General features: G+C 56.6%; 19 protein-coding genes and 1 tRNA gene. 14 read left to right on the top strand and 6 right to left on the bottom strand.

Features of this window, described 5'->3' with window-relative positions:
* Nucleotides 1-130: 130 nt before the first annotated feature.
* From ACR0BT_RS02785 to ACR0BT_RS02775, 3 genes are all read left to right on the top strand, one after another.
* Complete coding sequence (locus ACR0BT_RS02785) at nucleotides 131-988, top strand: YihY/virulence factor BrkB family protein (protein ID WP_170393012.1); 858 nt, start codon at nucleotides 131-133, stop codon at nucleotides 986-988.
* A complete protein-coding gene (locus ACR0BT_RS02780) occupies nucleotides 985-2,892 on the top strand; it encodes a cytochrome c3 family protein (RefSeq protein ID WP_480762485.1) in 1,908 nt (635 codons plus the stop codon). Before ACR0BT_RS02785 ends, ACR0BT_RS02780 begins: the two co-directional genes overlap by 4 nt.
* A gap of 91 nt (nucleotides 2,893-2,983) precedes the next feature.
* Nucleotides 2,984-3,178, top strand: a complete 195-nt coding sequence (locus tag ACR0BT_RS02775; protein ID WP_480762484.1) for a hypothetical protein — start codon at nucleotides 2,984-2,986, stop codon at nucleotides 3,176-3,178.
* Between the two features lie 6 nt (nucleotides 3,179-3,184).
* On the opposite strand, the gene ACR0BT_RS02770 is transcribed toward ACR0BT_RS02775, so the two are convergent.
* Nucleotides 3,185-3,901, bottom strand: coding sequence for an RlmE family RNA methyltransferase (locus tag ACR0BT_RS02770; protein WP_480762483.1), 717 nt, complete (start codon nucleotides 3,899-3,901; stop codon nucleotides 3,185-3,187).
* Nucleotides 3,901-5,013 carry a Ppx/GppA phosphatase family protein gene (locus ACR0BT_RS02765; RefSeq protein ID WP_170393015.1) on the bottom strand — a complete coding sequence of 371 codons (1,113 nt, stop codon included), beginning with the start codon at nucleotides 5,011-5,013 and terminating at the stop codon, nucleotides 3,901-3,903. Before ACR0BT_RS02765 ends, ACR0BT_RS02770 begins: the two co-directional genes overlap by 1 nt.
* Nucleotides 5,014-5,254: 241 nt before the next feature.
* Between ACR0BT_RS02765 and ACR0BT_RS02760 the strand changes: the two genes are divergently transcribed.
* The 4 genes from ACR0BT_RS02760 to ACR0BT_RS02745 all read left to right on the top strand — a co-directional run bounded on the left by ACR0BT_RS02760 (nucleotide 5,255) and on the right by ACR0BT_RS02745 (nucleotide 7,763).
* Nucleotides 5,255-5,551, top strand: a complete 297-nt coding sequence (locus tag ACR0BT_RS02760; protein ID WP_170393016.1) for a virulence factor — start codon at nucleotides 5,255-5,257, stop codon at nucleotides 5,549-5,551.
* 26 nt (nucleotides 5,552-5,577) lie between these two features.
* Complete coding sequence (locus tag ACR0BT_RS02755) at nucleotides 5,578-6,504, top strand: methylenetetrahydrofolate reductase (protein WP_170596104.1); 927 nt, start codon at nucleotides 5,578-5,580, stop codon at nucleotides 6,502-6,504.
* A 9-nt stretch (nucleotides 6,505-6,513) separates the two neighbouring features.
* Nucleotides 6,514-7,578: a methyltetrahydrofolate cobalamin methyltransferase gene (locus tag ACR0BT_RS02750; RefSeq protein ID WP_170393018.1), complete on the top strand. Its 1,065-nt coding sequence runs from the start codon at nucleotides 6,514-6,516 to the stop codon at nucleotides 7,576-7,578.
* A 111-nt stretch (nucleotides 7,579-7,689) separates the two neighbouring features.
* Nucleotides 7,690-7,763, top strand: a tRNA-Gly gene (locus ACR0BT_RS02745).
* Nucleotide 7,764: 1 nt separating this feature from the next.
* Here the strand turns inward: ACR0BT_RS02745 and ACR0BT_RS02740 are convergent.
* Together ACR0BT_RS02740 and ACR0BT_RS02735 are read right to left on the bottom strand one after the other, a co-directional pair.
* Nucleotides 7,765-8,622 (bottom strand): class I SAM-dependent methyltransferase, encoded by an 858-nt coding sequence (locus ACR0BT_RS02740; protein WP_480762482.1) that lies wholly within the window; start codon nucleotides 8,620-8,622, stop codon nucleotides 7,765-7,767.
* Between the two features lie 24 nt (nucleotides 8,623-8,646).
* Nucleotides 8,647-10,692, bottom strand: a complete 2,046-nt coding sequence (locus ACR0BT_RS02735) for an ASKHA domain-containing protein (protein ID WP_480762481.1) — start codon at nucleotides 10,690-10,692, stop codon at nucleotides 8,647-8,649.
* A gap of 215 nt (nucleotides 10,693-10,907) precedes the next feature.
* Between ACR0BT_RS02735 and guaB the strand changes: the two genes are divergently transcribed.
* From guaB to ACR0BT_RS02720, 3 genes are all read left to right on the top strand, one after another.
* On the top strand, nucleotides 10,908-12,356 hold the full coding sequence (gene guaB, locus ACR0BT_RS02730) for an IMP dehydrogenase (protein ID WP_170393021.1): 1,449 nt from the start codon (nucleotides 10,908-10,910) through the stop codon (nucleotides 12,354-12,356).
* 60 nt (nucleotides 12,357-12,416) lie between these two features.
* Nucleotides 12,417-13,580, top strand: coding sequence for an RsmB/NOP family class I SAM-dependent RNA methyltransferase (locus ACR0BT_RS02725; RefSeq protein WP_480762480.1), 1,164 nt, complete (start codon nucleotides 12,417-12,419; stop codon nucleotides 13,578-13,580).
* Between the two features lie 103 nt (nucleotides 13,581-13,683).
* Nucleotides 13,684-15,975, top strand: coding sequence for an ATP-binding protein (locus ACR0BT_RS02720; protein WP_480762479.1), 2,292 nt, complete (start codon nucleotides 13,684-13,686; stop codon nucleotides 15,973-15,975).
* A gap of 5 nt (nucleotides 15,976-15,980) precedes the next feature.
* On the opposite strand, the gene ACR0BT_RS02715 is transcribed toward ACR0BT_RS02720, so the two are convergent.
* On the bottom strand, nucleotides 15,981-16,574 hold the full coding sequence (locus tag ACR0BT_RS02715) for a gamma-glutamyl kinase (RefSeq protein WP_480704877.1): 594 nt from the start codon (nucleotides 16,572-16,574) through the stop codon (nucleotides 15,981-15,983).
* Between the two features lie 190 nt (nucleotides 16,575-16,764).
* Here ACR0BT_RS02715 and recA point away from each other — a divergent pair, with 190 nt between their 5' ends.
* The 4 genes from recA to ACR0BT_RS02695 all read left to right on the top strand — a co-directional run bounded on the left by recA (nucleotide 16,765) and on the right by ACR0BT_RS02695 (nucleotide 21,953).
* Nucleotides 16,765-17,829: a recombinase RecA gene (recA, locus tag ACR0BT_RS02710; RefSeq protein WP_170393025.1), complete on the top strand. Its 1,065-nt coding sequence runs from the start codon at nucleotides 16,765-16,767 to the stop codon at nucleotides 17,827-17,829.
* Nucleotides 17,830-18,010: 181 nt separating this feature from the next.
* Complete coding sequence (alaS, locus tag ACR0BT_RS02705; RefSeq protein WP_480762478.1) at nucleotides 18,011-20,683, top strand: alanine--tRNA ligase; 2,673 nt, start codon at nucleotides 18,011-18,013, stop codon at nucleotides 20,681-20,683.
* A gap of 1 nt (nucleotide 20,684) precedes the next feature.
* A complete protein-coding gene (locus ACR0BT_RS02700) occupies nucleotides 20,685-20,972 on the top strand; it encodes a DUF1330 domain-containing protein (RefSeq protein ID WP_170610743.1) in 288 nt (95 codons plus the stop codon).
* A gap of 360 nt (nucleotides 20,973-21,332) precedes the next feature.
* Nucleotides 21,333-21,953, top strand: coding sequence for a transglutaminase-like cysteine peptidase (locus ACR0BT_RS02695; protein WP_170817786.1), 621 nt, complete (start codon nucleotides 21,333-21,335; stop codon nucleotides 21,951-21,953).
* A gap of 101 nt (nucleotides 21,954-22,054) precedes the next feature.
* Here ACR0BT_RS02695 and ACR0BT_RS02690 read toward each other — a convergent pair whose 3' ends face one another.
* Nucleotides 22,055-22,870, bottom strand: coding sequence for a hypothetical protein (locus tag ACR0BT_RS02690; RefSeq protein WP_170625883.1), 816 nt, complete (start codon nucleotides 22,868-22,870; stop codon nucleotides 22,055-22,057).
* Between the last annotated feature and the right edge of the window lie 7 nt (nucleotides 22,871-22,877).

The following is a 22,877-nucleotide window of genomic DNA, read 5'->3' as shown; positions in this document are numbered from 1 at the left end:
AATGTGTTTTTATTGATCCTGCACAGGCTGGCGGGTTTATGCAATCCATACAGAAGGTTATACGCATGAAATCGGTGGCCTGATCCGATTGGCGGTTCTGCCAAAGGAAAAGGCAGGCTAGGCTAGCGCAATGCCAACTGTTTTGATTCCCTCGTTCGGCCAATTCCTGCGTGCGCTCTGGCTTGCTGTGCGCCGATTTAATGACAAAAACGGCTTCGTCATGAGCAGCCACGTCGCCATGTCGTTGATGATGGCCCTGTTTCCATTCGTTCTGTTCACGGTTGCGCTGGCAGGGGCCTTGTCACAGGGCTATGTGACCGATGAACTGATCGAACTGATATTTGGCGCCTGGCCCAAAGACGTGGCCGATCCCATCGTTTCAGAACTGCGTGCTGTTCTGGCCGGTGCGGGCTCGGGCGTGATCACTTTGGGTGGCTTGTTGGCGATCTACTTTGCCTCAAACGGAGTCGCCGCTGTGCGAAAGGCGATGGCGCAGGCCTATCACGACACGGACAATTGGCCGTTCTGGAAGACCCGACTGCTGTGCTTTGTGCTGGTCATAATCGGCGGTGCTGCCATTCTGGCCATCGCGGCGGTCGAAGTCGTTCTGCCGGTCTATACCCGTTTGGTCTCGGAAAAGACGGCCGTGGATGTGGACAACTGGCTGTCGGTGGATCGTCTGCGATGGACCTTTACCGTGGCTGTCCCCGCTGGCACCGTTCTTTTGGCCCATCTGATCTTGCCCACCCGACGGCACAGCCTACTACAAATCTTGCCGGGCGTAATCCTGACATTGGCTTTGTGGGCTGCAGGTGGATGGGGCTTTTCAATCTACATCGCCAAGTTTGCGACCTATAGCGCGACGTATGCCGGGCTTGCAGGGGCAATGGCAGCGCTGATTTTCCTGTACTTGTGCTCGGCCATGCTGATCCTCGGGGCTGAATACAACGGCGCGCTGATCGATTTGCAAAACGAAGAGGGGCAATGATGTATCTCCGCGCAATCTTGGTGACCGCGATCCTTTGGTTGACCGTGCAGCAGTCGCAGGCGCAGGACTATGTTGGATCAGACGCGTGCTCGGATTGTCATAAGGAAGAAACCGAAGCCTGGGAAAGCTCATACCATGCGCTTGCCTGGACCGAGGTGGAGGACGGCCACGTTCAGGCTGATTTCGATGGAACACGATTCTCGCATGATGGAATGAGCGTGGCCTTTGCGGATCAAGATGGAGCTCTTACGGCGCAGGTCACCGAAAAGGACGGCGTTACAACGACCTATCCGGTCCATTCCGTTGTCGGTATCGCGCCGCTACAGCAATATCTTTTCGAAACCGAGCCCGGCCGATTGCAGAGTTTTGATGTGGTTTGGGACGTCGAAAAGGGCCGTTGGTTCCACCTTTACCCGGATCAGGATCTGCCTCCGAATGATGGGCTGCACTGGACCGGTCCGTACAAAAACTGGAACGCCCGCTGTGCCGAGTGTCATGCGACCGGTTATGTGAAGAACTACGACTCTGAGGAAAGGCGCTATGCCTCGACACAGGTCGAAATTGGTGTCGGGTGCGAGGCTTGCCACGGGCCGGGTTCTGCGCATTTGGAGTGGACGACCGGAAAAGTGTTGCAAGACGGTTTGAGCGAGTTCGGATTCCCTACGACATGGGGCAGGGGGCAGAAAGAAGCGGAAATTCAGCAATGCGCCGGCTGTCATTCCCGGCGCGAGGCGTTAGAAGATGGTAATCCGCTTCCCGGCAAGCCGTATCACGACGCCTATAACTTGGCGTTGCTGCGACCGGGTTTGTATCACCCAGATGGCCAGATTTTGGACGAGGTCTATGTTTATGGCTCATTCCTGCAGTCGCGCATGTATGCAGAAGGGGTGGGTTGTATGAATTGCCATGATCCGCACCGGGCTGAGGTAAAAGCCGAGGGTAATGGGTTGTGTACCCAATGCCACTCCCCCGCTGGCAACCCGGATTTCCCGACCCTTCGGCTGGCCGAATATGACACGCCCGTGCATCACCAACATGCTGAAAATTCTGCGGGTGCCCAATGCAAGAACTGCCACATGATCGAGCGTGTCTATATGGGTGTAGATGGCAGGCGCGATCACAGCTTCCGCATTCCCCGCCCTGATCTGGGGCTCGGAACTGATGCCTGCACCGATTGCCATGCGGATGAAGATCAGTCTTGGGCGGCGCAGCAGATTGAACTCTGGTTCCCGGAATCATCCTACAGAGTGGCGCATTATGGCACGACATTTGCAGCAGCAGGCAGTGGTCAATTGGACGACCCCGAAACGCTGGTCGCGATCGCTCTGGATGAAGGGCAGGCAGGTATCGTTCGCGCAACCGCCCTGTATTTGTTGCAACCTTTTGCAACGCCTGATCTTGCCGAGCGTCTGGCACCGTTGCTGGCCGATCCGGACCCACTGATACGTGCCAATGGACCGGTACTGCAGCGTCAGGTTCCTGCCCAGTTGCGCGCTTCGCGGTTAGAGCCGTTGTTATCCGACCCCATGCGCAATGTACGCATCTCGGCTGCGAAAGAGTTCTTATCGATCCCAGCGCAGGCCATGACGCAAGACCAACGCGCAAGCGCGCAGCAGGGCATGGCGGATTGGCAACGTAGCATTTCCAATCGTTTGGACTTTCCTGAGACCCATTTGGTGCTGGGTGGCTGGGCGCTTACGCTCAGAAACGCGCCGGCTGCAGAACGTGCATTCCGCGAGGTTGTAGCGCTCGACCCGCAGCGCGTTGAGGCTTGGCCGATGCTGGTTCAACTTGCCCACATCAATCGCGGTGTTCAGGCTGCGTTGGCGACATTGGACGAGGCCTTGTTAGTTCTTCCCGATGATCCGAACTTAATGCAACTGGCGCAGGAACTCGGGAGATAACTGGCATGGAACTGGCAGATTTGCGCCATCTTCACGGCGCATTCTGCGGTTAGCCAACCGGTATAAGCACTCGGATTGCTACAGGTGATGTATGCCGGATCGCACCGCTACCCTCGCAAAGCCGCTGACGGCGGCCCGTAAAACGACGCTTGACCAGCGTATTGCAGAGCTGCGCGCGCGCAAGCCTGTCGATATCAATCATGGCGAAGCACTATTGCTGCAAGGCATAGCTGCAGCGTCTCTGCGGAAACAGAGCATAGCGCCGGGAAAGATCGATCTGGATTAACGCCGCTTAACCCCGGAAGCCGGTGGCGACAACAAACTTCTCGGAACTATCAGAACGTGAGGCCGGAGGCTTCACATTGGCAACCTTGTTGAATTTCTGCTTGAGCAGTTTCTGAAGGTCCCCCTCAGCCCCGCCAGCAAGCACCTTGGCAACGAAAGTGCCGCCCTCTTCCAGCACGTCGAACGCGAAATAAGCCGCCGTTTCGCACAGGGCCATGATCCGCAGGTGGTCAGTCTGTTTGTGGCCCGAAGACGCAGCCGCCATATCAGACATGACCACGTCCGCTTTGCCACCCAGCCAGTCCTTGACCTTCTGATCGGCGTCAACTTCCATGAAATCAAGGACATGCGCGGTGGCACCGGCGACGGGCTCAACCTCTTGAAGGTCAACCCCCAGAACGGTGCCGACGCGCTTGCCGCTTTTCTCGCCGAGTGCATTGACGCGTTTCACGGCGACTTGCAGCCAGCCACCGGGCGCACAACCCAGATCGACCACGCGCGCGCCGGGTACGAGAAACCGGAACTTGTCGTCCAACTCAAGTATCTTGAATGCCGCGCGTCCGCGATAGCCTTCGACCTGCGCGCGTTTGACATAGGGGTCGTTCAACTGCCGTTCCAGCCAGCGGGTCGAGCTGAGCTTGCGCCCGCGCGCTGTCTTGACCTTCACCTTCAGGTCGCGTTGCCCGCGACCCGAGTTGCTTTTGCCAGTTGGTGTCTTCGCCATCAGAACGGTCCGTCTTCCAATACACCGTCCGCACTCATTTGCGCATAAAGCAAACCCTCGCGCAGCCCACGGTCTGCCACAGAAAGGCGATCGGTGGGCCAGCAGCGCAACAGCGCCTGCAAGATGGCCGAGCCGGACATGATCAGGGCCTGCCGATCTTCTCCGATCCGGGGATCACGGCGGCGCCCACGAGGGCCGAGTTCTAGATAGCCTCGTATCACCTTGTCAATCTGATCGCTGGTCATCCGCAATCCGTCCACCTTCGTCCGGTCATAGCGCTTGAGGCCAAGGTGTGAGGCGGCGACAGTGGTCACCGTTCCGCTGGTGCCCACAATCTGAAACCCTTCGCGGGCCTGTTCATCCTTGTAAGGTGCGAAATCGGCCAGATTTTCTTCGAAAAACCAGCTCATTAGCGCAAAACGCGCGGCATCGTCTTCGACGTCGTTGAACTGATCACGCAATGTTGCCACGCCCAGCGGGACGCTGATCCAATCAACCACTTTGGCCGCAGGGAAAGGGCTTTCAGGTGTGTGGAACCCGTTATGCAATCTCATAATCGCGGCAGGCCGATCCCGACGAGGAACAGAGGAGATGTCGATCCAGACCAATTCGGTTGAGCCGCCGCCGATATCGACGACCAACAATTGCTCGGTCTTGGTCGACACCAGCGGTGCACAGGAAATCACAGCCAGACGTGCTTCTTCCTCGGGCTGGATGATGTCGAGCGTCAGGCCGGTTTCGCGTTTAACTTGCCGGATGAAATCGCGTGAATTCTTGGCGCGACGGCAAGCCTCGGTTGCGATCAAGCGCATGCGCTTGACCTTGTTACGCTTGAGTTTTTGCTGACAAATCCGCAGCGCCTGTACGGTACGTGCCATGGACGCCCGCGACAATCGCCCGGTGCGTTCCAGACCGGCACCCAACTGCACCGATTTGGAGAAGCTGTCCACCACATGAAATCCACTGCCCTTGGGCTGGGCGATCAACATGCGGCAGCTATTTGTCCCCAAATCCAGTGCCGCATATAACGCATCTGGATCGGGTCTTGCCGGCGCGGGGCTTTCGACCGCTTTCGGGAACGCGCCCGCACCTCTGGGACGCTTGGGCGCCATCTTAAACGCCCTCCGATTTTCGAGTTACCCCGACCATAGGTCGCGCAATTGGATCACGCAAGACGCTCATTAAAGTCATTAGGATTTTGATGTTCGGTTTTGGCCACCAAGGCATTAAAAGCTGCGGTATGCAGCCGTGGGCAAAAAGGTCGCTGCAAATACGCCGTATGTCGAAAATCGACCGACTTGGACCCACATTGAAGTTTAGAACCGGTCCATCTGGTTAGGAGGAATCACGGTAATGCCTGACGTCACCATCGTATATTGGCGCGATATTCCCGCCCAAGTCATCGTCGGCAAGGGCCGTCGTGGCGCTAAGCGGCAGTTGGAAGAGCGGTTTGAACAAGCCATCGACCGGGCCGCAATGAAGGTGAACGCCAAGGATAGTGATGCCTATCTGGCCGAGTGGCGCAAAGCCGAGCCTTTCGCAGTTGAGGGCGACCCGTCCGAAATTGCCGAAGCCGAGGCCGCGCGTTTGGAAACAGAGTACGATCAGGACCGTATCAAGACCCTGATCGCCAATGACGGTTGGGCATGAGCCCCAGATCTTTATGGGAGGCCGCTATGGCTTTGCTGAACTTCAAGAAACGTGATGCGGTCGAAAACGGCCCTGTGAACCCGACCGTCGAAGCCTTTTTGCAGGGCTACTCGATCGAGGTGATGCCGCGCACTGCGGAAAAGGTCGAAGATTTCCGCGCGCTGCTGCCAGAAGGCACCCGTGTCTACATCGCCCATATCGAGGGCACGCCAATCGAAGACATGGTCAAAACCGCCAAGCGCATCGCGGCCGAAGGTTACCCTGTCATGCCGCATTTCCCGGCACGGATCATCAAGGATGCCGCGACACTGGAAAACTGGATTTCCATGTATCAGGGTGAAGCGGGCGTCGAGCAGGCGCTTCTGCTGGCTGGTGGTGTCGCCAAACCGCATGGTGATTTCGACAGCTCGATGCAGCTGCTGGAAACCGGACTGTTCGACAGGGCGGGGTTCAAGCGACTGCACGTAGCCGGTCACCCCGAAGGTAACAAGGATATCGATCCCGACGGCTCGACCAAGAATGTCGATGACGCGCTGCGCTGGAAGCAGAAGTTTTCGGAAACCACCGACGCCGAAATGGCGCTGGCCACTCAGTTTGCGTTCGACGCCAAGCCGATCATTGCTTGGGCAGATAGCCTGAAAGAAGCGGGTATTGATCTGCCGATCCATATCGGTATCGCGGGCCCGGCGAAGCTGCAGACGCTGATCAAATTCGCTATCGCCTGCGGCGTTGGTCCATCGCTGAAAGTCCTGCAGAAGCGCGCCATGGACGTGTCCAAGCTGCTGTTGCCTTACGAGCCAACCGATGTGGTCACCGAACTGGCCAATCACAAGGCAGCCAACCCGGATTTCAATATCACCAAGGTACACTTCTTCCCGCTGGGCGGGATCAAGACCAACGCCAACTGGGCGATCAACAACGGCGGCGCTTCGGCAAAGCCGGTTAACTCCTAAGGAACGGACATGACCCGTACAGTCGTAGAATCAAAAACAAAAACTGCCGTTCTGGGCTTTGACGAACCGTTCTGCGTTATCGGTGAGCGGATCAACCCAACGGGCCGTAAGAAACTGGCTGCCGAATTGGAAGCAGGCGATTTCTCGACAGTCGAAAAGGATGCTCTGGCGCAGGTCGCTGCAGGCGCGACCGTTCTGGATATCAACGCAGGTGTCGTCTACAACTCGAACCCCAACCCGAACGAGACCGAGCCGCCGCTGATGACCAAGATCGTCGAGCTGGTGCAGGGGCTTGTTGATGTACCGCTTTGCATCGATTCCTCGGTTCCGGGCGCTTTGGAAGCCGGTCTTGAGGCGGCGGAAGGTCGTCCGCTGTTGAACTCGGTCACCGGTGAAGAAGAGCGTCTGGAACTGGTTCTGCCACTGGTCAAGAAATACAACGTACCCGTTGTGGCGATCTCGAACGATGACACCGGAATCTCGGAAGACCCTGATGTGCGTTTTGCCGTCGCCAAAACCATCGTTGAGCGTGCAGCCGATCACGGCATCCCGGCTCATGACATCGTGGTCGATCCGCTGGTCATGCCGATTGGTGCGATGGCAACAGCTGGCCAGCAGGTGTTTGCTCTGGTCCGTCGTCTGCGGGAAGAGCTGGGCGTGAACACCACATGCGGTGCGTCCAACATCTCGTTCGGCCTGCCGAACCGTCACGGTATCAACAACGCCTTCCTGCCGATGGCAATGGGTGCTGGAATGACTTCAGCGATCATGAACCCGGTGGCTCTGCCGGTTACGCAGAAGAAGATTGCTGAAAAGAAAGAGGCCGTTGCTGCCGCCGGTATCATTCTGCCCGAGGATATGGACGACGAAACCTTTGTACAGATGTTCGGTCTGGGTTCGACCCTTCCGCGTGCGGGCAAAGAGATGGAGGCCATCCGCGCCGCCAACCTGCTGACCAACAACGACGCACATGGCGGTGAGTGGATCAGGTTCAACAAACCACCCGCCGAGGCCGGAGCCGAAGGCGAGGGTGCACGCGGACGTCGTGGCGGTGGTCGTCGTCGCCGCGCTTAAGGTAAATAAAACAATGGATTGGGCCGGATTTTTTGATCCGGCCTTTTCGATTCGTCAGCGTTTGTTGACCCTTGAACCCCAGTAAAGAGCAGTGCTAATCAATGCCCAGCGGCGGGTATGATGTAATGGTAGCCTGTCAGCTTCCCAAGCTGAACGCGCGGGTTCGATTCCCGCTACCCGCTCCAATCATTCTGCGCGTCGGGCCTGATAGAGGTTGATCATCGCCGGGATGAGGATCTCCGAACCAGACTTATACTGTCGGAACTCTTTTGCGACCGCTTCTTGAATAGCGTCAGTATCAGCCTCACTCCCTTCGAAATGAGCAACAACACGGCCCGCAGGACCAACACGTGTCACCAGCCTCGCCGTGCCTTCAACGCCGCCAAAACCCGTCAGGTTCACTGTGATCGCGTCGCCGGTTATTTCAGACAGCCCCGCTTGGGTCATCAGACCTTTGACATGGTCGATGTCGTGGAACGCCAGCGGCCCGGGCGCATAGCGGTCTACGCGGGGCGGTTGACCCATTCGCCGAACGGCGGCGACATGGGGTATCTTGAACCACGGGTTGACGTCCAATGGCCCCCAGGAAGCGAACGTCATTTGCCCACCTGGTTTCAGTGCCGAGGCGATGTTTCGGAATGCTGCGATCGAGTCGCTAAAGAACATGACACCAAACCGGGAGATTGCGGCATCCATTTGTCCGGGTTCAAACGCGTAGGTTTGCGCATCCGCGTGCTGAAAAGTGATAGTCTGTATCCCGTTGCTTTCAGCACGTTTGGCTGCGCGGTCCAGAAAGGGCTGTGAAATGTCAGCGGCCAGAACGTGCCCGTTCGGCCCTACCGCGCGGGCGGCAGCGATTGCACTGACGCCCGTGCCACATCCGATATCTAGCACCTTCATGCCTGCCGACAAGGCGGCCCGGTTCAGAACGAGATCAAGAACGGGCGCGAAGGCGTGGTCAAGCTGATCCTCATAGGTCAGCCATTTGGTGCCTTGTTCCGAGTTTCCCCAGAATTCCGCCTGTTCCTCGTTCACTGATGTCATATTCGCCTCCTGTGGATGGGGCGACTATGACCTCCGGCGGCGTCGGCGGCCAGATTTTTCCTCATCCCCGCCACCGGTATTGAAGGACGGAGCGGGCAGGGTGACGACCTGGGCCAATTCAGGGAACGGATCGGTTTTGTGCGGGATCGCATTGGCGGCGACGAAATGGTCCTGAAACTTGGGCTCGATTGCCGTTTCGACCTTGGTGATCTCGCGCACCACGCGTTCGATCTCGGCCCGCGATCCGATGTTACACAGCGCGATCCGGGCACCGGTTCCAGCGGCATTACCCGCGCTGGAGACCTTCTCCAGCGGTGCATCAGGGATCATACCCAGCACCATCGCGTGTTTGGTCGAAATATGCGCGCCGAAAGCTCCGGCCAGTACCACGCGGTCCACGCGGTCGACCTCCATCTCGTCCATCAGAAGACGCGCACCGGCATAAAGCGCGGATTTAGCCAACTGGATGGCACGGATATCACCTTGAGTTACCGTGATACGCGGACCGCCCTCGGCGCTGGCGTCGTGGATCAGATAGGAGTTGGTGCGGCCTTCGGGAACGCAACGCGATGTGCCCGTCTGCGCGGCCGAGCCGATCAGCCCGCTTTCGTCCAGAAGACCTGCAATGCGCATCTCGGCCACGGCCTCGATAATGCCTGAGCCGCAGATACCGGTGATGCCCGTGGTGGCAATGTCCTGATCAAAGCCTTCGTCATTCGACCATTTCTCGGACCCGATCACGCGGAAACGCGGTTCTTTGGTGACAGGATCGATTTCGATTCGTTCAATCGCACCGGGCGCGGCTCTCTGGCCCGAGCTGATCTGGGCACCCTCAAATGCGGGGCCGGTGGGTGACGAACAGGCCAGAACGCGGTGGGTGTTGCCCAGCAAGATTTCCGCATTGGTACCCACATCCACGATCAGTACCAGATCGTCGGACTTGCCGGGTTCCTCGGATAGGGCAACGGCAGCGCAGTCCGCACCCACATGGCCCGCAATACACGGCAGGATGTAGACCTGCGCGCGCGGATTCATCGTGGTCAGGTCCATCTCATGCGCAGGCAGGGACATGCTTTCAGACGTCGCGAGCGCAAATGGCGCCTGACCCAGTTCGACTGGGTCCAGACCCAGCAAAAGATGGTGCATGACCGGATTGCAGACGAACACTGTTTCGACGATCAGAGCGGCATCGATCTCCGCTTCGTCAGCAATATAAGTGGTCAGGTCATTGATCGCTTCGCGAACGGCCCGGGTCATTTCCTTGTCGCCACCGGGATTCATCATGGCGTAAGACACGCGGCTCATCAGGTCTTCGCCGAAACGAATTTGCGGGTTCATCAGGCCGGAAGAAGCCTTGACTTCACCTGTTTCCAGATCGGTCAGATGCGCAGCGATGGTTGTCGAGCCGAGGTCGATAGCCAGACCGTAAAGCCCATGTTCGTGCAGGCCGGGCCAAATTTCGACGATACGGGCCACGTTGTCCTTGTGGCCTTTGTGGACGGCGACCGTGACCTCCCATTTCCCTTTGCGCAGCACTGGCTGCAGCTTGGACATCAGGGACAGGTCGGCGGTGATTGCATCGATCTTCCATTGTTCGCGCAAGGCGCGTTCTAACCGTTCCAGATCGCCTGTGGGCGAGTGCATGTCGGGTTGTTCCACCACCACGAAATACAGGCGTGTTGCAGGGTCCATGGTGATGGCGCGGGCGGCGGCGGCCTTGCGGACCACCTGACGGTGAACCTGGCTTTCAGGAGGCACGTCGATCACCACGTCACCCTGAACCGAGGCCTGACAGCCCAAACGGCGCCCGGGTTTCAAGCCTCGCTTGTCGTCATAACGCTGTTCAACCGCGTTCCATTCGCTCAGCGCGTCCTCCGAGACGGTCACGCCATGCTTGGGAAACTCGCCATAGCTGGGGGTGATCTGACATTTCGAACAAATACCGCGTCCACCGCAGACTGAATCAAGATCGACACCCAACTGGCGCGCTGCCGTCAGGATTGGCGTGCCAACGGGAAAGTGCCCGCGTTTGCCGGACGGGGTGAAAACGACAAGAGGATCGGTGGTCATGAATGGCCTGCCTTTGTATTCGCGCGTATGCCGGCGAACATATGGGTTTGAACGCAAAGGGAAAGGGCATTCAGCGGCACGTTTTGCATTGCTTGCGTCGTTTTCGGGCGTGGTAGAAGCCCGCAGGGGAAAACAACTTGGGTTCGGGGCTTTCCCTCTGGTGAAATCCATGCAATAGGGTCACCGTCAAACGGGCTTTTGCATGGGGTTATCAAATGCAGATTCGTGAGGCACTCACCTTCGACGACGTTCTTCTGGTTCCGGGCGCATCTTCTGTGCTGCCGGCAACGGCAGATACGAGCACACGCGTGACGCGTGAAATCACTATGAACATCCCGCTGCTCAGTTCGGCGATGGACACGGTGACCGAGGCGCGCATGGCCATCGCGATGGCACAAGCCGGAGGGATCGGAGTTGTGCACAAGAACCTCTCAGTCGAGGAACAGGCGCGTGAAATTCGTCGGGTAAAGCGGTTCGAATCCGGTATCGTCTATAACCCTGTGACGTTGCGCGCGGATCAGACACTGGCGGATGCGCAGGCTTTGGTCGAGCGGTATAATTTCACAGGTTTCCCTGTGGTAGACGAAAGTGGCCGGGTCGTTGGTATCGTCACGAACCGAGATATGCGCTTTGCAACCTCGGATGATACGCCGATCCACGCGATGATGACTTCGGACAATCTGGCTATGCTGCAAGAGCCTGCCGATCTCGAAGAAGCCAAAAGCCTGATGCGCGCGCGCCGGATCGAAAAACTGTTGGTTGTTGACGGTGGTGGCAAACTGACCGGTTTGCTGACCCTGAAAGACACCGAACAGGCTGTGCTGAACCCTACTGCATGCAAAGACCGCCTGGGTCGCCTGAGGGTGGCAGCGGCTACCTCGGTTGGTGATGCAGGATTTGAGCGGTCTGAGCAGCTGGTGGATTCAGGCGTCGACATCATCGTTGTGGACACGGCACACGGCCATTCGCAGGGGGTGCTGGACGCGGTAAAGCGCGCCAAGACACTGTCGAATGAGGTGCAGATCATCGCCGGGAACGTCGCCACAGCTGAGGCAACGAAGGCGTTGATCGACGCGGGCGCTGACGCAATCAAGGTGGGCATCGGGCCGGGATCTATCTGCACAACACGGATGGTTGCGGGCGTTGGGGTTCCACAGTTGACGGCGATCATGGATTGCGCTGCTGCGGCCGGGGATGTTCCGGTCATCGCGGATGGCGGGATCAAATTCTCGGGCGATTTTGCCAAGGCCATAGCGGCGGGTGCGTCTTGTGCCATGGTCGGCTCAATGATCGCTGGTACGGATGAAAGCCCGGGCGAAGTCATTCTGTATCAAGGACGTTCGTTCAAATCCTATCGCGGCATGGGCAGCCTGGGTGCGATGGCACGCGGCTCGGCGGATCGCTATTTCCAGAAGGACGCCGCGAATGACAAGCTGGTGCCCGAAGGGATCGAAGGTCAGGTGCCGTACAAAGGGTCCGCAAGCGCTGTTGTGCACCAACTGGTTGGAGGTTTGCGCGCGGCGATGGGCTATACCGGTTGTGCCACCGTCGATGAGATGCGCCAGAACTGCAACTTTGTCAAAATCACTGGCGCAGGTTTGAAGGAAAGCCATGTGCATGACGTTCAGATCACACGGGAAAGCCCCAATTATCGCGTGATGTAAGTTTGTGAGACCCTTCAGGGGGTCTCTCGAAATTGATCGTGTAGACGAACGGAAAACGCGATGACACCTGCTGCTCGGGTACAGGCCTCGATCGAGATCCTCGATGACATTCTTGCCGGTGCACCGGTCGAGAAGGCGTTGACCGGCTGGGCTCGACGCAGTCGGTTCGCGGGATCTAAGGATCGCGCTGCGATCCGGGATCATGTGTTTGATGCATTGCGGTGCAAGCGATCCTTCTCGGCGCTCGGTGGATCCGAGACGGGGCGCGGCCTGATGATCGGTGCCGCCCGATCCTTGGACTCAGACCTAACGTCATTATTTTCGGGTGCGCGGTATGCACCTGCAGAGGTAACCGAAGCTGACCAACCCAGGTCATTTCAGAGCGACGCAGAACGTCTGGATATCCCCGAGTGGTTGTGGCCCCAATTTCAGGCCGCGTTGAAGGACGAAGCTGAACTTGCCGCAGCCGCGCTACAATCGCGCGCTCCGATTCATCTGAGGGTCAACCTGCTGAAAACTGACCTGCCTACAGCCATTCAACGACTGGCTGCCGAGGAGATCACGGCGCATCCACATCCGGCCTGCGATACTGCATTGGAAGTTACCGAGGGCGCACGCAAGATATCTCAGAGCGGTCCGTATACAGATGGGCTGGTTGAGTTGCAGGATGCCGCGAGCCAAGCGGTAGTTGCCGCGCTTGATTTGCAGCCAGGCATGCGTGTCCTTGACTATTGTGCGGGTGGCGGAGGCAAGTCCCTTGCTTTAGCGGCTACGGATATGGGTGTTCAGGTCTTTGCCCATGATGCCAATCCCAACCGTATGCGCGACTTGCCAGCGCGCGCGGCAAGGGCGGGCGCGGATGTCAAGATCCTGACCACAGGCCAAATCACCGGTCAGGCCCCGTTCGATGTGGTTTTGACAGATGTGCCATGTTCCGGCAGCGGATCGTGGCGCCGCGCACCGGCAGGGAAATGGGCGCTTACACCGGAGCGCTTGGACGAGCTGACGCAGATTCAGGCCGCTATTCTACGAGACGTATCACCTCTCGTTGCGCCCAAAGGCGTGCTTGCCTATGCGACCTGCTCGATGCTGGCGATTGAAAACGACGACATTATTGATGGATTCTTGGCCAGCAATCCCGAATGGCAGAGCGGATACCGCAAAACGTGGCTGGTTTCACACGGGACCGATGGATTTTTTACAGCACACTTGACGCGAATATAAAATTTAAAACACAACCTTAAGAAGTTTATGTCACTGATCATTAAGCAGCAATTAACCATTGCAGGCAGATATTGATCAGAAATTGTAATAATCCGGGCTGTTTATGTCTATTCAATCTGAATTTACCCCCTCTCGATCAAGTGGATGGGGCATTGATCGTGGGCGCTATGCCTCACTGGCATTGATCGCCATTTTATTGAGCGTACTTTCCTTCTTTGACGTCTTGCCGCCACGGTTAAGTGCCGGGGTCGCAGCCGTTGGCTTGTCCTTCCTGGTAGTAGTGGTCTTTGCATTGGCGCGTGCTTGGATATTGAATCAGATCGAAGCGCAAACATACGCTGCGATGACGGGTTTTCTAGAGCAAGAAACCGATGCCTGTGTCATTTCGGATGCGACGGGCGAGGTGCTAGTTGCAAACGCTCAGGCCAATGCGCGTCTTATTCGGAACGCGGGTACGCGACTAGATGAGTCTCTGCGTACCGTATTTGCAAACCCGTCGGCGGTGCTGTTGCGTTTGCAATCTCGTGCCCTGAAACGGGGCTTTTGGGAAGAAGATGTTGTCACGCGCGGACAAACAATACCGGTGTCTGTTTCAAAGCTGGGTGAAAATCGGTTTTGCTGGCGTTTTAGGATAGATGCACCCCAGATCTGGCGCAGCGTGCAGCGGCCGGTTCTGACGCTCGGACGAAATGACGTGGTGCTGGATGCCAATGATGCGGCTATCGAGCTTTTTGGTCAGATTCCCACATGCCTCAAGCCGATGGTTCAGGCTGGCGGTGCAGTTGATGGTAGCATCATACAGATTAAAACCGGGGAAACCGAAGCATCATTCACTGTCACAACGCTAAGGCACAGCGGTATTGTGCGTGAGTTGCTTTTAACGCCGCTGCAGCACGCCGAAGGACCGCAGCACACGACATCATTTGCAGATTTGCCAGTTGCGATCATGTGCATGTCTCCCGATGGAGATGTTAGCGAAGCAAACCACCTCGCGGTTGAATTGGTCGGTGAGATCCAACCGGGGCGGACGAATATCGAAAGCATGATGCAGGGGCTCGGCTATCCGATCAGGGACTGGCTGGCGAGTGCTGCCGAACAAGGCGCAGCACCGCGGTCTGAATTCCTGCGTTTGGTGCGCAAGGACAAAGAGGTATTTGTGCAAGTTACGCTGTCACGGATTCTCAGGGATGGTCAGGTCTGTCTTATTGCGGTTCTGAACGATGCCACCGAACTGAAAACGATGGAGGCGCAGTTTGTTCAAGGCCAGAAGATGCAAGCCGTTGGGCAATTGGCGGGCGGGGTGGCACATGATTTCAATAACTTGCTGACGGCGATTTCGGGGCATTGTGATCTGTTGCTGTTGCGCCATGACCAAGATGACCCGAATTACGGCGATCTTGTACAGATCAATCAGAACGCCAACCGTGCTGCAGCGTTGGTCAGCCAGCTTCTGGCCTTTTCGCGCAAACAAACGCTCCGGCCCGAAGTGCTGGATCTGCGAGATACGATTTCAGACCTTATCCATTTGCTAAACCGTCTTGTGGGCGAGAAGGTCCGCCTGACGCTCAGTCATGATCCGGTGCTCAAATCCGTCTGCGCGGACAAGCGCCAGTTAGAGCAGGTTTTGATGAACCTGGTCGTCAATGCGCGTGATGCGATGCCCGAGGGTGGGGAGATTCGGATCGAGACCGAAGTAGTGACGTTGGATCAATCGATCACGCGCGATCGGGCTACGGTACAGCCGGGGGAATATGTTACGGTCAAAGTCATCGATAGCGGCATCGGGATTCCTGCAGACAAACTGCAAAAGGTGTTTGAGCCATTTTATACGACCAAACGCACAGGCGAGGGGACGGGGCTGGGGCTATCGACTGTTTATGGGATCGTAAAACAGACTGGTGGTTTCATATTTGTCGACAGTGTGCAGGACCGGGGAACGGAATTCACCGTGCTCTTGCCTGTGAGTTCCCGGGTCCAAGAATCGGAGCCTGAGGCCCCCGATACGTCAGAGGTGCAAAGTTCCCGATTGGGTGAAGGCGTGGTTTTGTTGGTCGAAGACGAAGCCCCGGTGCGCGCCTTCGCAACGCGGGCGCTTCGCTTGAAAGGCTACACTGTGCTTGAAGCTGAATCAGCCGAAGATGCGCTGCAATTGTTGGACGACCCCAATTTGCTGGTGGATGTTTTTGTCACCGATGTCGTCATGCCCGGAATGGACGGCCCGACCTGGGTGCGCGAGGCCATGAAAACACGGCCTGAAGTGCGGGTGGTCTTCATGTCAGGCTATACTGAGGGGGCGTTCGGCGAATCTGGTCCTCAGATCGAAAATTCCACCTTCCTGCCCAAGCCGTTTTCGTTGACCCAGCTGACCGAAGCGGTGTTTCAGCAAATGAACTGAAAACGTTATTCGGCAGCACGATACAATGCGTATTCTGCGGCGTGCAATGATTGGAACCGGAGTTCAGTTTGTTTTGAGAAGTCCATTGGGCAAGCGGGCGAGACGTTCTCACGCGGTAGATCGATTTTACATTCCAGCCGATTCTGAAGGAAATCCAGTATCTTTTGCTGGCTGTCATATTTGAAGATATGCGCAACACCTTTACCGTTACTGCGGGGTTGCAAAAAATCGGTTTGGCATCCCACATCTGCGTAGGCCGGGCGGGGGTTTTGCATATAGGCGTCAAGGAATGCCTCGAAGCTTAAACCATTTGTGGAATGCGGATGACCTGCCAATTCGGCGCGCGTTCGATATCGATACCAACTTCCCAACCAATCGACAGGTTCGCGCACAATGGCCATGACGTCCATTTCTGCATCAAACATCTTGCGAAACATGGTCTGGAAGAAGCGATCATAGCGACGCATGTTCGCATGTTTCAGGTCTGTTGGTCCGGACACGACGATATCGGCCCGATCGCGCAAAGCTGATTGATACGCGGTGGAGCCGGTCTTTGGAACAGACAGAAGCGCAAGCCGCTTTTCATAGAAAACAAGCATTTATCTTTTCTCTTCAATGCCTTTCATGTCTCAGATTGTCGTAAACGACTCTTTAACACAATTGCTGAAGAGTAGTTTTCATAAGTTTTAGTTGAAATGTTCTCTTTTTGGTCCCATAAGGAACAAGAGGCGAACAAAGCAGCGATTGCCGCCCGATCAAGGGTGTGACAAAAGAGAAGGCGACAGGACAATGGCGGATCTTCTGACGATGAGCGACAAGAAAAACGCAGACAAGCAAAAGGCGCTCGACAGCGCATTGGCCCAGATCGAACGGCAGTTCGGCAAAGGCTCGATCATGAAGTTGGGCGAAGATTCCAAGCAGGATATCGATGCGAGCTCGACCGGGTCGCTGGGCTTGGATATCGCGCTGGGGATCGGCGGCCTGCCGATGGGGCGGATCGTCGAGATTTATGGCCCGGAAAGCTCGGGTAAGACCACGCTGACGCTGCACTGCATCGCTGAACAGCAAAAACGCGGCGGAGTCTGCGCGTTCGTCGACGCAGAACATGCGCTGGACCCTCAATATGCGCGCAAGCTGGGTGTGGATCTGGATGAATTGCTGATCTCTCAGCCCGACACCGGCGAGCAGGCCCTTGAGATCACCGACACCTTGGTGCGGTCGGGGGCCGTGAACATGGTCGTGGTCGACTCGGTTGCGGCGCTGACGCCGAAATCCGAGTTGGAAGGCGACATGGGTGACAGCAGCGTGGGTGTTCAGGCCCGGCTGATGAGCCAGGCGATGCGCAAGCTGACCGGCTCGATCAATCGCTCGAACTGCATGGTGATCTTCATCAACCAGATCAGGATGAAGATCGGTGTGATGTTTGGCAGCCCGGAAACCACTACCGGTGGTAATGCGTTGAAATTCTACAGCTCGGTCCGTCTGGATATTCGCCGTATCGGTGCGATCAAGGATCGGGACGAAGTTGTGGGCAACCAGACCCGCGTCAAGGTCGTCAAGAACAAGGTGGCACCGCCGTTCAAGCAGGTGGAATTCGACATCATGTATGGCGAAGGCATCAGCAAAATGGGTGAGCTTCTGGATCTGGGCGTCAAGGCCGGTGTGGTCGAAAAGTCGGGTTCGTGGTTTAGCTACGGTGATGAGCGGATCGGGCAGGGGCGTGAGAATGCCAAGCAATATCTGCGTGACAATTCCCGTGCGGCGCTCGAGATCGAAGACAAAATACGTGCCGCGCATGGGTTAGACTTTGAAATGCCGCCAGAGGCGGAAGAGGATGACATCCTAGAAGCTTAAAGCACGCGTGAGGGGGAGCCGAAGAAATCCCTCGGCAGCCCGGTGGTGCTGAGCATATCTTGAACAGGGTGGCCCGTCGGGGCCACCTTGTTTCGTTTCGGACGGGCCTATGCTGTGGACACTCTCGGGGGGTGGGGCTAAACCTTTGCTGACCATAACGACTGCGCGCCGAGAGAGCCTTATGCCAACGCTGAACGACATTCGATCTACCTTCCTGAACTACTTTGCCAAGCAGGGGCACGAAGTGGTTGCGTCCAGCCCGCTGGTTCCGCGCAATGATCCGACACTGATGTTCGTCAACTCGGGTATGGTTCAGTTCAAGAATCTGTTTACTGGCGTCGAAACCCGCGACTACAGCCGTGCTACCACTGCACAGAAATGCGTGCGTGCAGGCGGCAAACACAACGATCTGGACAATGTGGGCTATACCGCTCGCCACCATACGTTCTTTGAAATGCTGGGGAATTTCTCATTCGGGGATTACTTTAAGCATGAGGCGATACCGTTCGCTTGGGAACTGATCACCAAAGAGTTTGGTATCGATAAGAACCGTCTGTTGGCCACTGTCTATCACACCGATGATGAGGCATTTGAAATCTGGAAAAAGGTTGGTGTCCCTGAAGACCGGATCATCCGCATCGCAACCAATGACAATTTCTGGCAAATGGGCCCTACCGGCCCCTGCGGCCCGTGCACCGAGATTTTCTATGACCACGGTGATCACATCTGGGGTGGGCCTCCGGGTTCGGCTGAGGAAGATGGTGATCGGTTCATCGAAATCTGGAACATCGTTTTCATGCAGAACGAGCAGTTCGAAGACGGCTCGATGGTCGAACTCGACATGCAGTCGATCGACACCGGCATGGGATTGGAACGCATTGGTGCGTTGCTGCAAGGCAGCCACGACAATTATGACACCGATCTGTTCAAAACGCTGATCGAAGCCTCCGCGGATGCGACCGGTGTTGATCCTTATGGGGATCAAAACGTGCATCATCGCGTGATTGCGGACCACTTGCGTTCAACTTCGTTCCTGATCGCGGATGGTGTGATGCCGTCAAATGATGGGCGAGGGTATGTTCTGCGCCGTATCATGCGCCGCGCGATGCGCCATGCGCATCTGTTGGGGGCCAAAGATCCGGTGATGCACCGCCTGGTACCCACGCTGGTGCAATTGATGGGTGCGCAATATTCAGAGCTTGGTCAGGCGCAGACACTGATCGAAGAGACACTGCTGCTTGAGGAAACTCGGTTCAAGCAAACTTTGGATCGCGGTCTGAAACTGTTGGATGAGGAAGTTTCGGGCCTACCTGAAGGCGATCCACTACCCGGAGACGCGGCGTTCAAACTGTATGATACCTATGGTTTCCCGCTCGATCTGACGCAGGATGCGCTGCGCGAGAAAGGTCGAACCGTCGACACCGATGGATTTGACGTGGCGATGGCCGAACAAAAAGCCAAGGCTCGCGCGGCGTGGGCCGGGTCTGGCGAATCTGCCGATCAGGTGGTTTGGTTCGATGTGCTGGATGCGGCCGGTGCGACCGATTTCCTTGGCTACGATACTGAAAAGGCCGAAGGGCAGGTCGCTGCGTTGGTGGTCGATGGTGTATTGGTCGACAAGATAGAGAAGGGTGGTACCGGCTGGGTCGTAGTCAATCAGACACCGTTCTATGGCGAGGCCGGCGGCCAGGTCGGCGACACCGGTGAAATTCGCAGGCTGGATGAGCGCGACGATATCGCCCGCGTTGAAGACACCAGAAAGTTTGCTGATGGCAAAGTCTATGCTCACAAGGTCACGATTGATCATGGGGCGATCTCAAAAGGTGACGCAGTTGAGCTGGAAGTCGATCACGCGCGCCGCACGGCCATTCGTGCCAACCACTCCGCGACGCACCTTCTGCATGAAGCTCTGCGCGAGACATTGGGTGACCACGTGGCGCAGCGCGGGTCGCTCAACGCATCAGATCGTTTGCGGTTCGATTTCAGCCATTCCAAGGCTCTGACACTGGAAGAAGTGCAGAAAGTTGAGCGAGAGGTGAACGCATTCATCCGGCAAAACTCAACCGTGGAAACCAGGATTATGACACCTGATGACGCCCGTGAACTGGGTGCTCAAGCTCTGTTCGGTGAGAAATACGGGGATGAGGTGCGCGTGGTTTCGATGGGCAAAGCACCCACCGGCAAAGGCCAGGATGGCGAAACATGGTCGATTGAACTGTGTGGCGGTACCCATGTGCGCCAGACCGGTGATATCGGAACCTTCGTCGTGCTGGGCGACAGTGCCAGCAGCGCGGGCGTGCGGCGGATCGAGGCTTTGACCGGTGATGACGCATTTAAGTATCTGTCGAAACAGGATCATCGCCTTTCCTCAATTGCGCTTGAGTTGAAAGCGCAGCCTGATGACGTTGTGGCGCGTGTAAAGACTCTGCTGGATGAGCGTAAGTCGCTGCAAAACGAAGTTGCGCAGTTGCGCCGTGATCTGGCGATGGCCGGAGGTGCGGGGCAGGGCAGTGGCGCTGAAGCGCGCGATGTAAACGGTGTGGCGTTCTTTGCGCAGTCGCTCTCGGGTGTTTCCGGAAAGGACCTGCCTGCATTGATTGATGAGCACAAAAGCCGTTTGGGTACGGGCGCAGTATTATTGATTGCTGATACTGGGGGCAAAGCGGCTGTCGCAGCGGGTGTCACTTCGGACCTGACAGACACGGTATCTGCGGTGGATCTGGTCCGCGCGGCGGTGACTGAACTTGGCGGCAAGGGCGGTGGTGGACGGCCTGACATGGCACAGGGTGGGGGCAAGGATGCCTCGAATGCAGAGGCTGCAATCAAGGCCGCTGAACAGGTTTTGGGAGGATAAGATGCCAGCACTTTGGATCGCACACGTCACTGTGACAGACGCCGATGCTTATGGAAAATACGCCGAGCTTGCAGGGCCGGCAATTGCGGCGCATGGGGGTGAATTCATCGCCCGCGCGGCACGTTACGTGCAGTTAGAGGGCAAAGAGCGACCACGCAATGTGGTCGCCCGCTTCCCAACCGTCGATGCTGCGGTAGAGTGCTACAATTCTCCTGCATATCAGCAGGCATTGGATCATGCCCGTGGCGCCAGCGAGCGAGAGCTGGTGGTCGTTGAAATTACCGACTGAGAATCAGGCTAAATCTACCTTCGCATGAAATTTGCAAATTCTGCCCGGCCCAGAGCCGTGCGACCTGCCATGCATTTTAGCGTGGGCGGCTCTTCACGATCGCTCTGAATTTATACACATTATTACAATGGGTTGTGCGTGCTTCCTGTTGGTTTTGAACATATTTTTCTGTCCGATTGTGGCACTTCGCGCCACTTTCTTGCGCGGAAATGGTCACGAAAAGTGACGAATTTCCGCCGTTTTTTCCGCTCAATCTCGGATTTGATTGCGTGACAACCACGGTTTGCGGATATGGTCCGGTATACAGATGGGTTCTGATCCACGCAGTTTGCAGGGATTAATAGGACTCGAGGGACAGGCATGAAATTCTTTGGTACGACCTTAGACGCCCACTTAAAGAGCGCTGCCAAGCTTGGCGGGCTGTTTGGTTTGGCTATCCTGATTAACGGTTCGCTGTTGTTTGGGACTGAAGCATCGGCGAAAGATGCCGCGTTTATCCCGAGTATCGCTGCCTCGCCACCACCCTCCGGTGCGCGTCAGCTTTGCGGTAAGTATTCCTGGGCATGTGCGCAAAAAGGTATCGGTTCCTTATCCACCAGCCAAGAATTGAAGCTTGTCAAAGAGATCAACCGCCGCGTTAATCGATCCACGCGAGAGGTCACGGATCAGTCGCAATACAAAACCAGTGAACTCTGGGCGCTTCCAACGTCGCGCGGTGGTGACTGCGAAGATTTTGCGCTTCTAAAGAAAAGAGATTTGATCCAGGCTGGTTTCGACCCTCGTAAACTACTGCTCGCGACAGTGTTGGATACGCGCAGAAACTCTCATGCTGTTTTGGTTTATCGGTCGAGCGGCGGCGATCTGGTTCTGGATAATTTGACCAATCAGATCAAGCCTTGGAAGGCGACGCGCTATCTGTTCCTGAGGATGCAAGATCCTAAGCAGCCCGCCAGATGGCTGGGAGTTTATGGAAAAAGCTGAGTTCTTCGACCTCAACTAGAGTGGGCGGGTGCATCTGCACGCCGCCCATCCGCTATTCTCGTCAGTGGCGCTATGGTCGCGCCCAACCCTGATCGAAGGAATTAATGACCGCGATCATCCTCTTTCTCGCGCTCAGCTCTGCGTTCTTGGGATTTGGCTTTGTCTTTGACCCGTTTGGATTCGGCTATTGACAGTTTTGCCAAACGCTCTTGCGACTGCCGGGCACTTTCCCGGTACTTCTTGGCATTAGCGGCATGCTGTTGTGCGTATGCAAGTTGCTCATCAGCCCAAGCTCGACCTTCTCTGGCCCATCTAGCAAACTTTCGCGCTTCTTCCCTTGCCTGCTTCGCACCCTTTTTATCGCCAGCGTCACGTAGTTGCTTGGCTTTTTCAGAATAGTCTTTAGCCAATTGCCGGACCCGCTTGATCCCTTCTCTTTTTTCTTTGACTTTTTCCCTATATTCTTTTGCCTTTTTTCTTTCTTCCTTGGCTTTTTCCTTGTCGCCGTTTGGCTTCTCGGGCGTATCGGGTGTGTCAGGCGTATCAGGTGTGTCAGGCGTATCGGGTGTGACCGGGGTATCAGGCCTATCGCGCTCGGTTCTTTCGTCTGAGGCACCGTCACCCGTGCGCTGTGGGTTTATGCCGATGCTCGCAGTCGGCAAGTCAGTCAAAACTGCTGCAAATCTCGGGCAATCAAGAATTGTACGCTCCAGGATCGACTCGAAGTCGGCGCGTCGCTGGATATACCGGAGCATGCCCGAAGTAACCACGTCACACGCACAAAGAGTGTTCGAAGAAACAGACTGTTTGGCCGTGCTCACAGTGCACGTACCAGCTGCCTGAGCGGAATTTCCGAAGGTGAAGGGTAAGATTGCAGAAGCAAAAGCAATCGATAACAGTTTGGATCTAATGCGCATCGCACGC

Source organism: Ruegeria sp. CJ6, from assembly GCF_056536665.1.
This window is presented reverse-complemented; position numbering and strand designations above follow the sequence as displayed.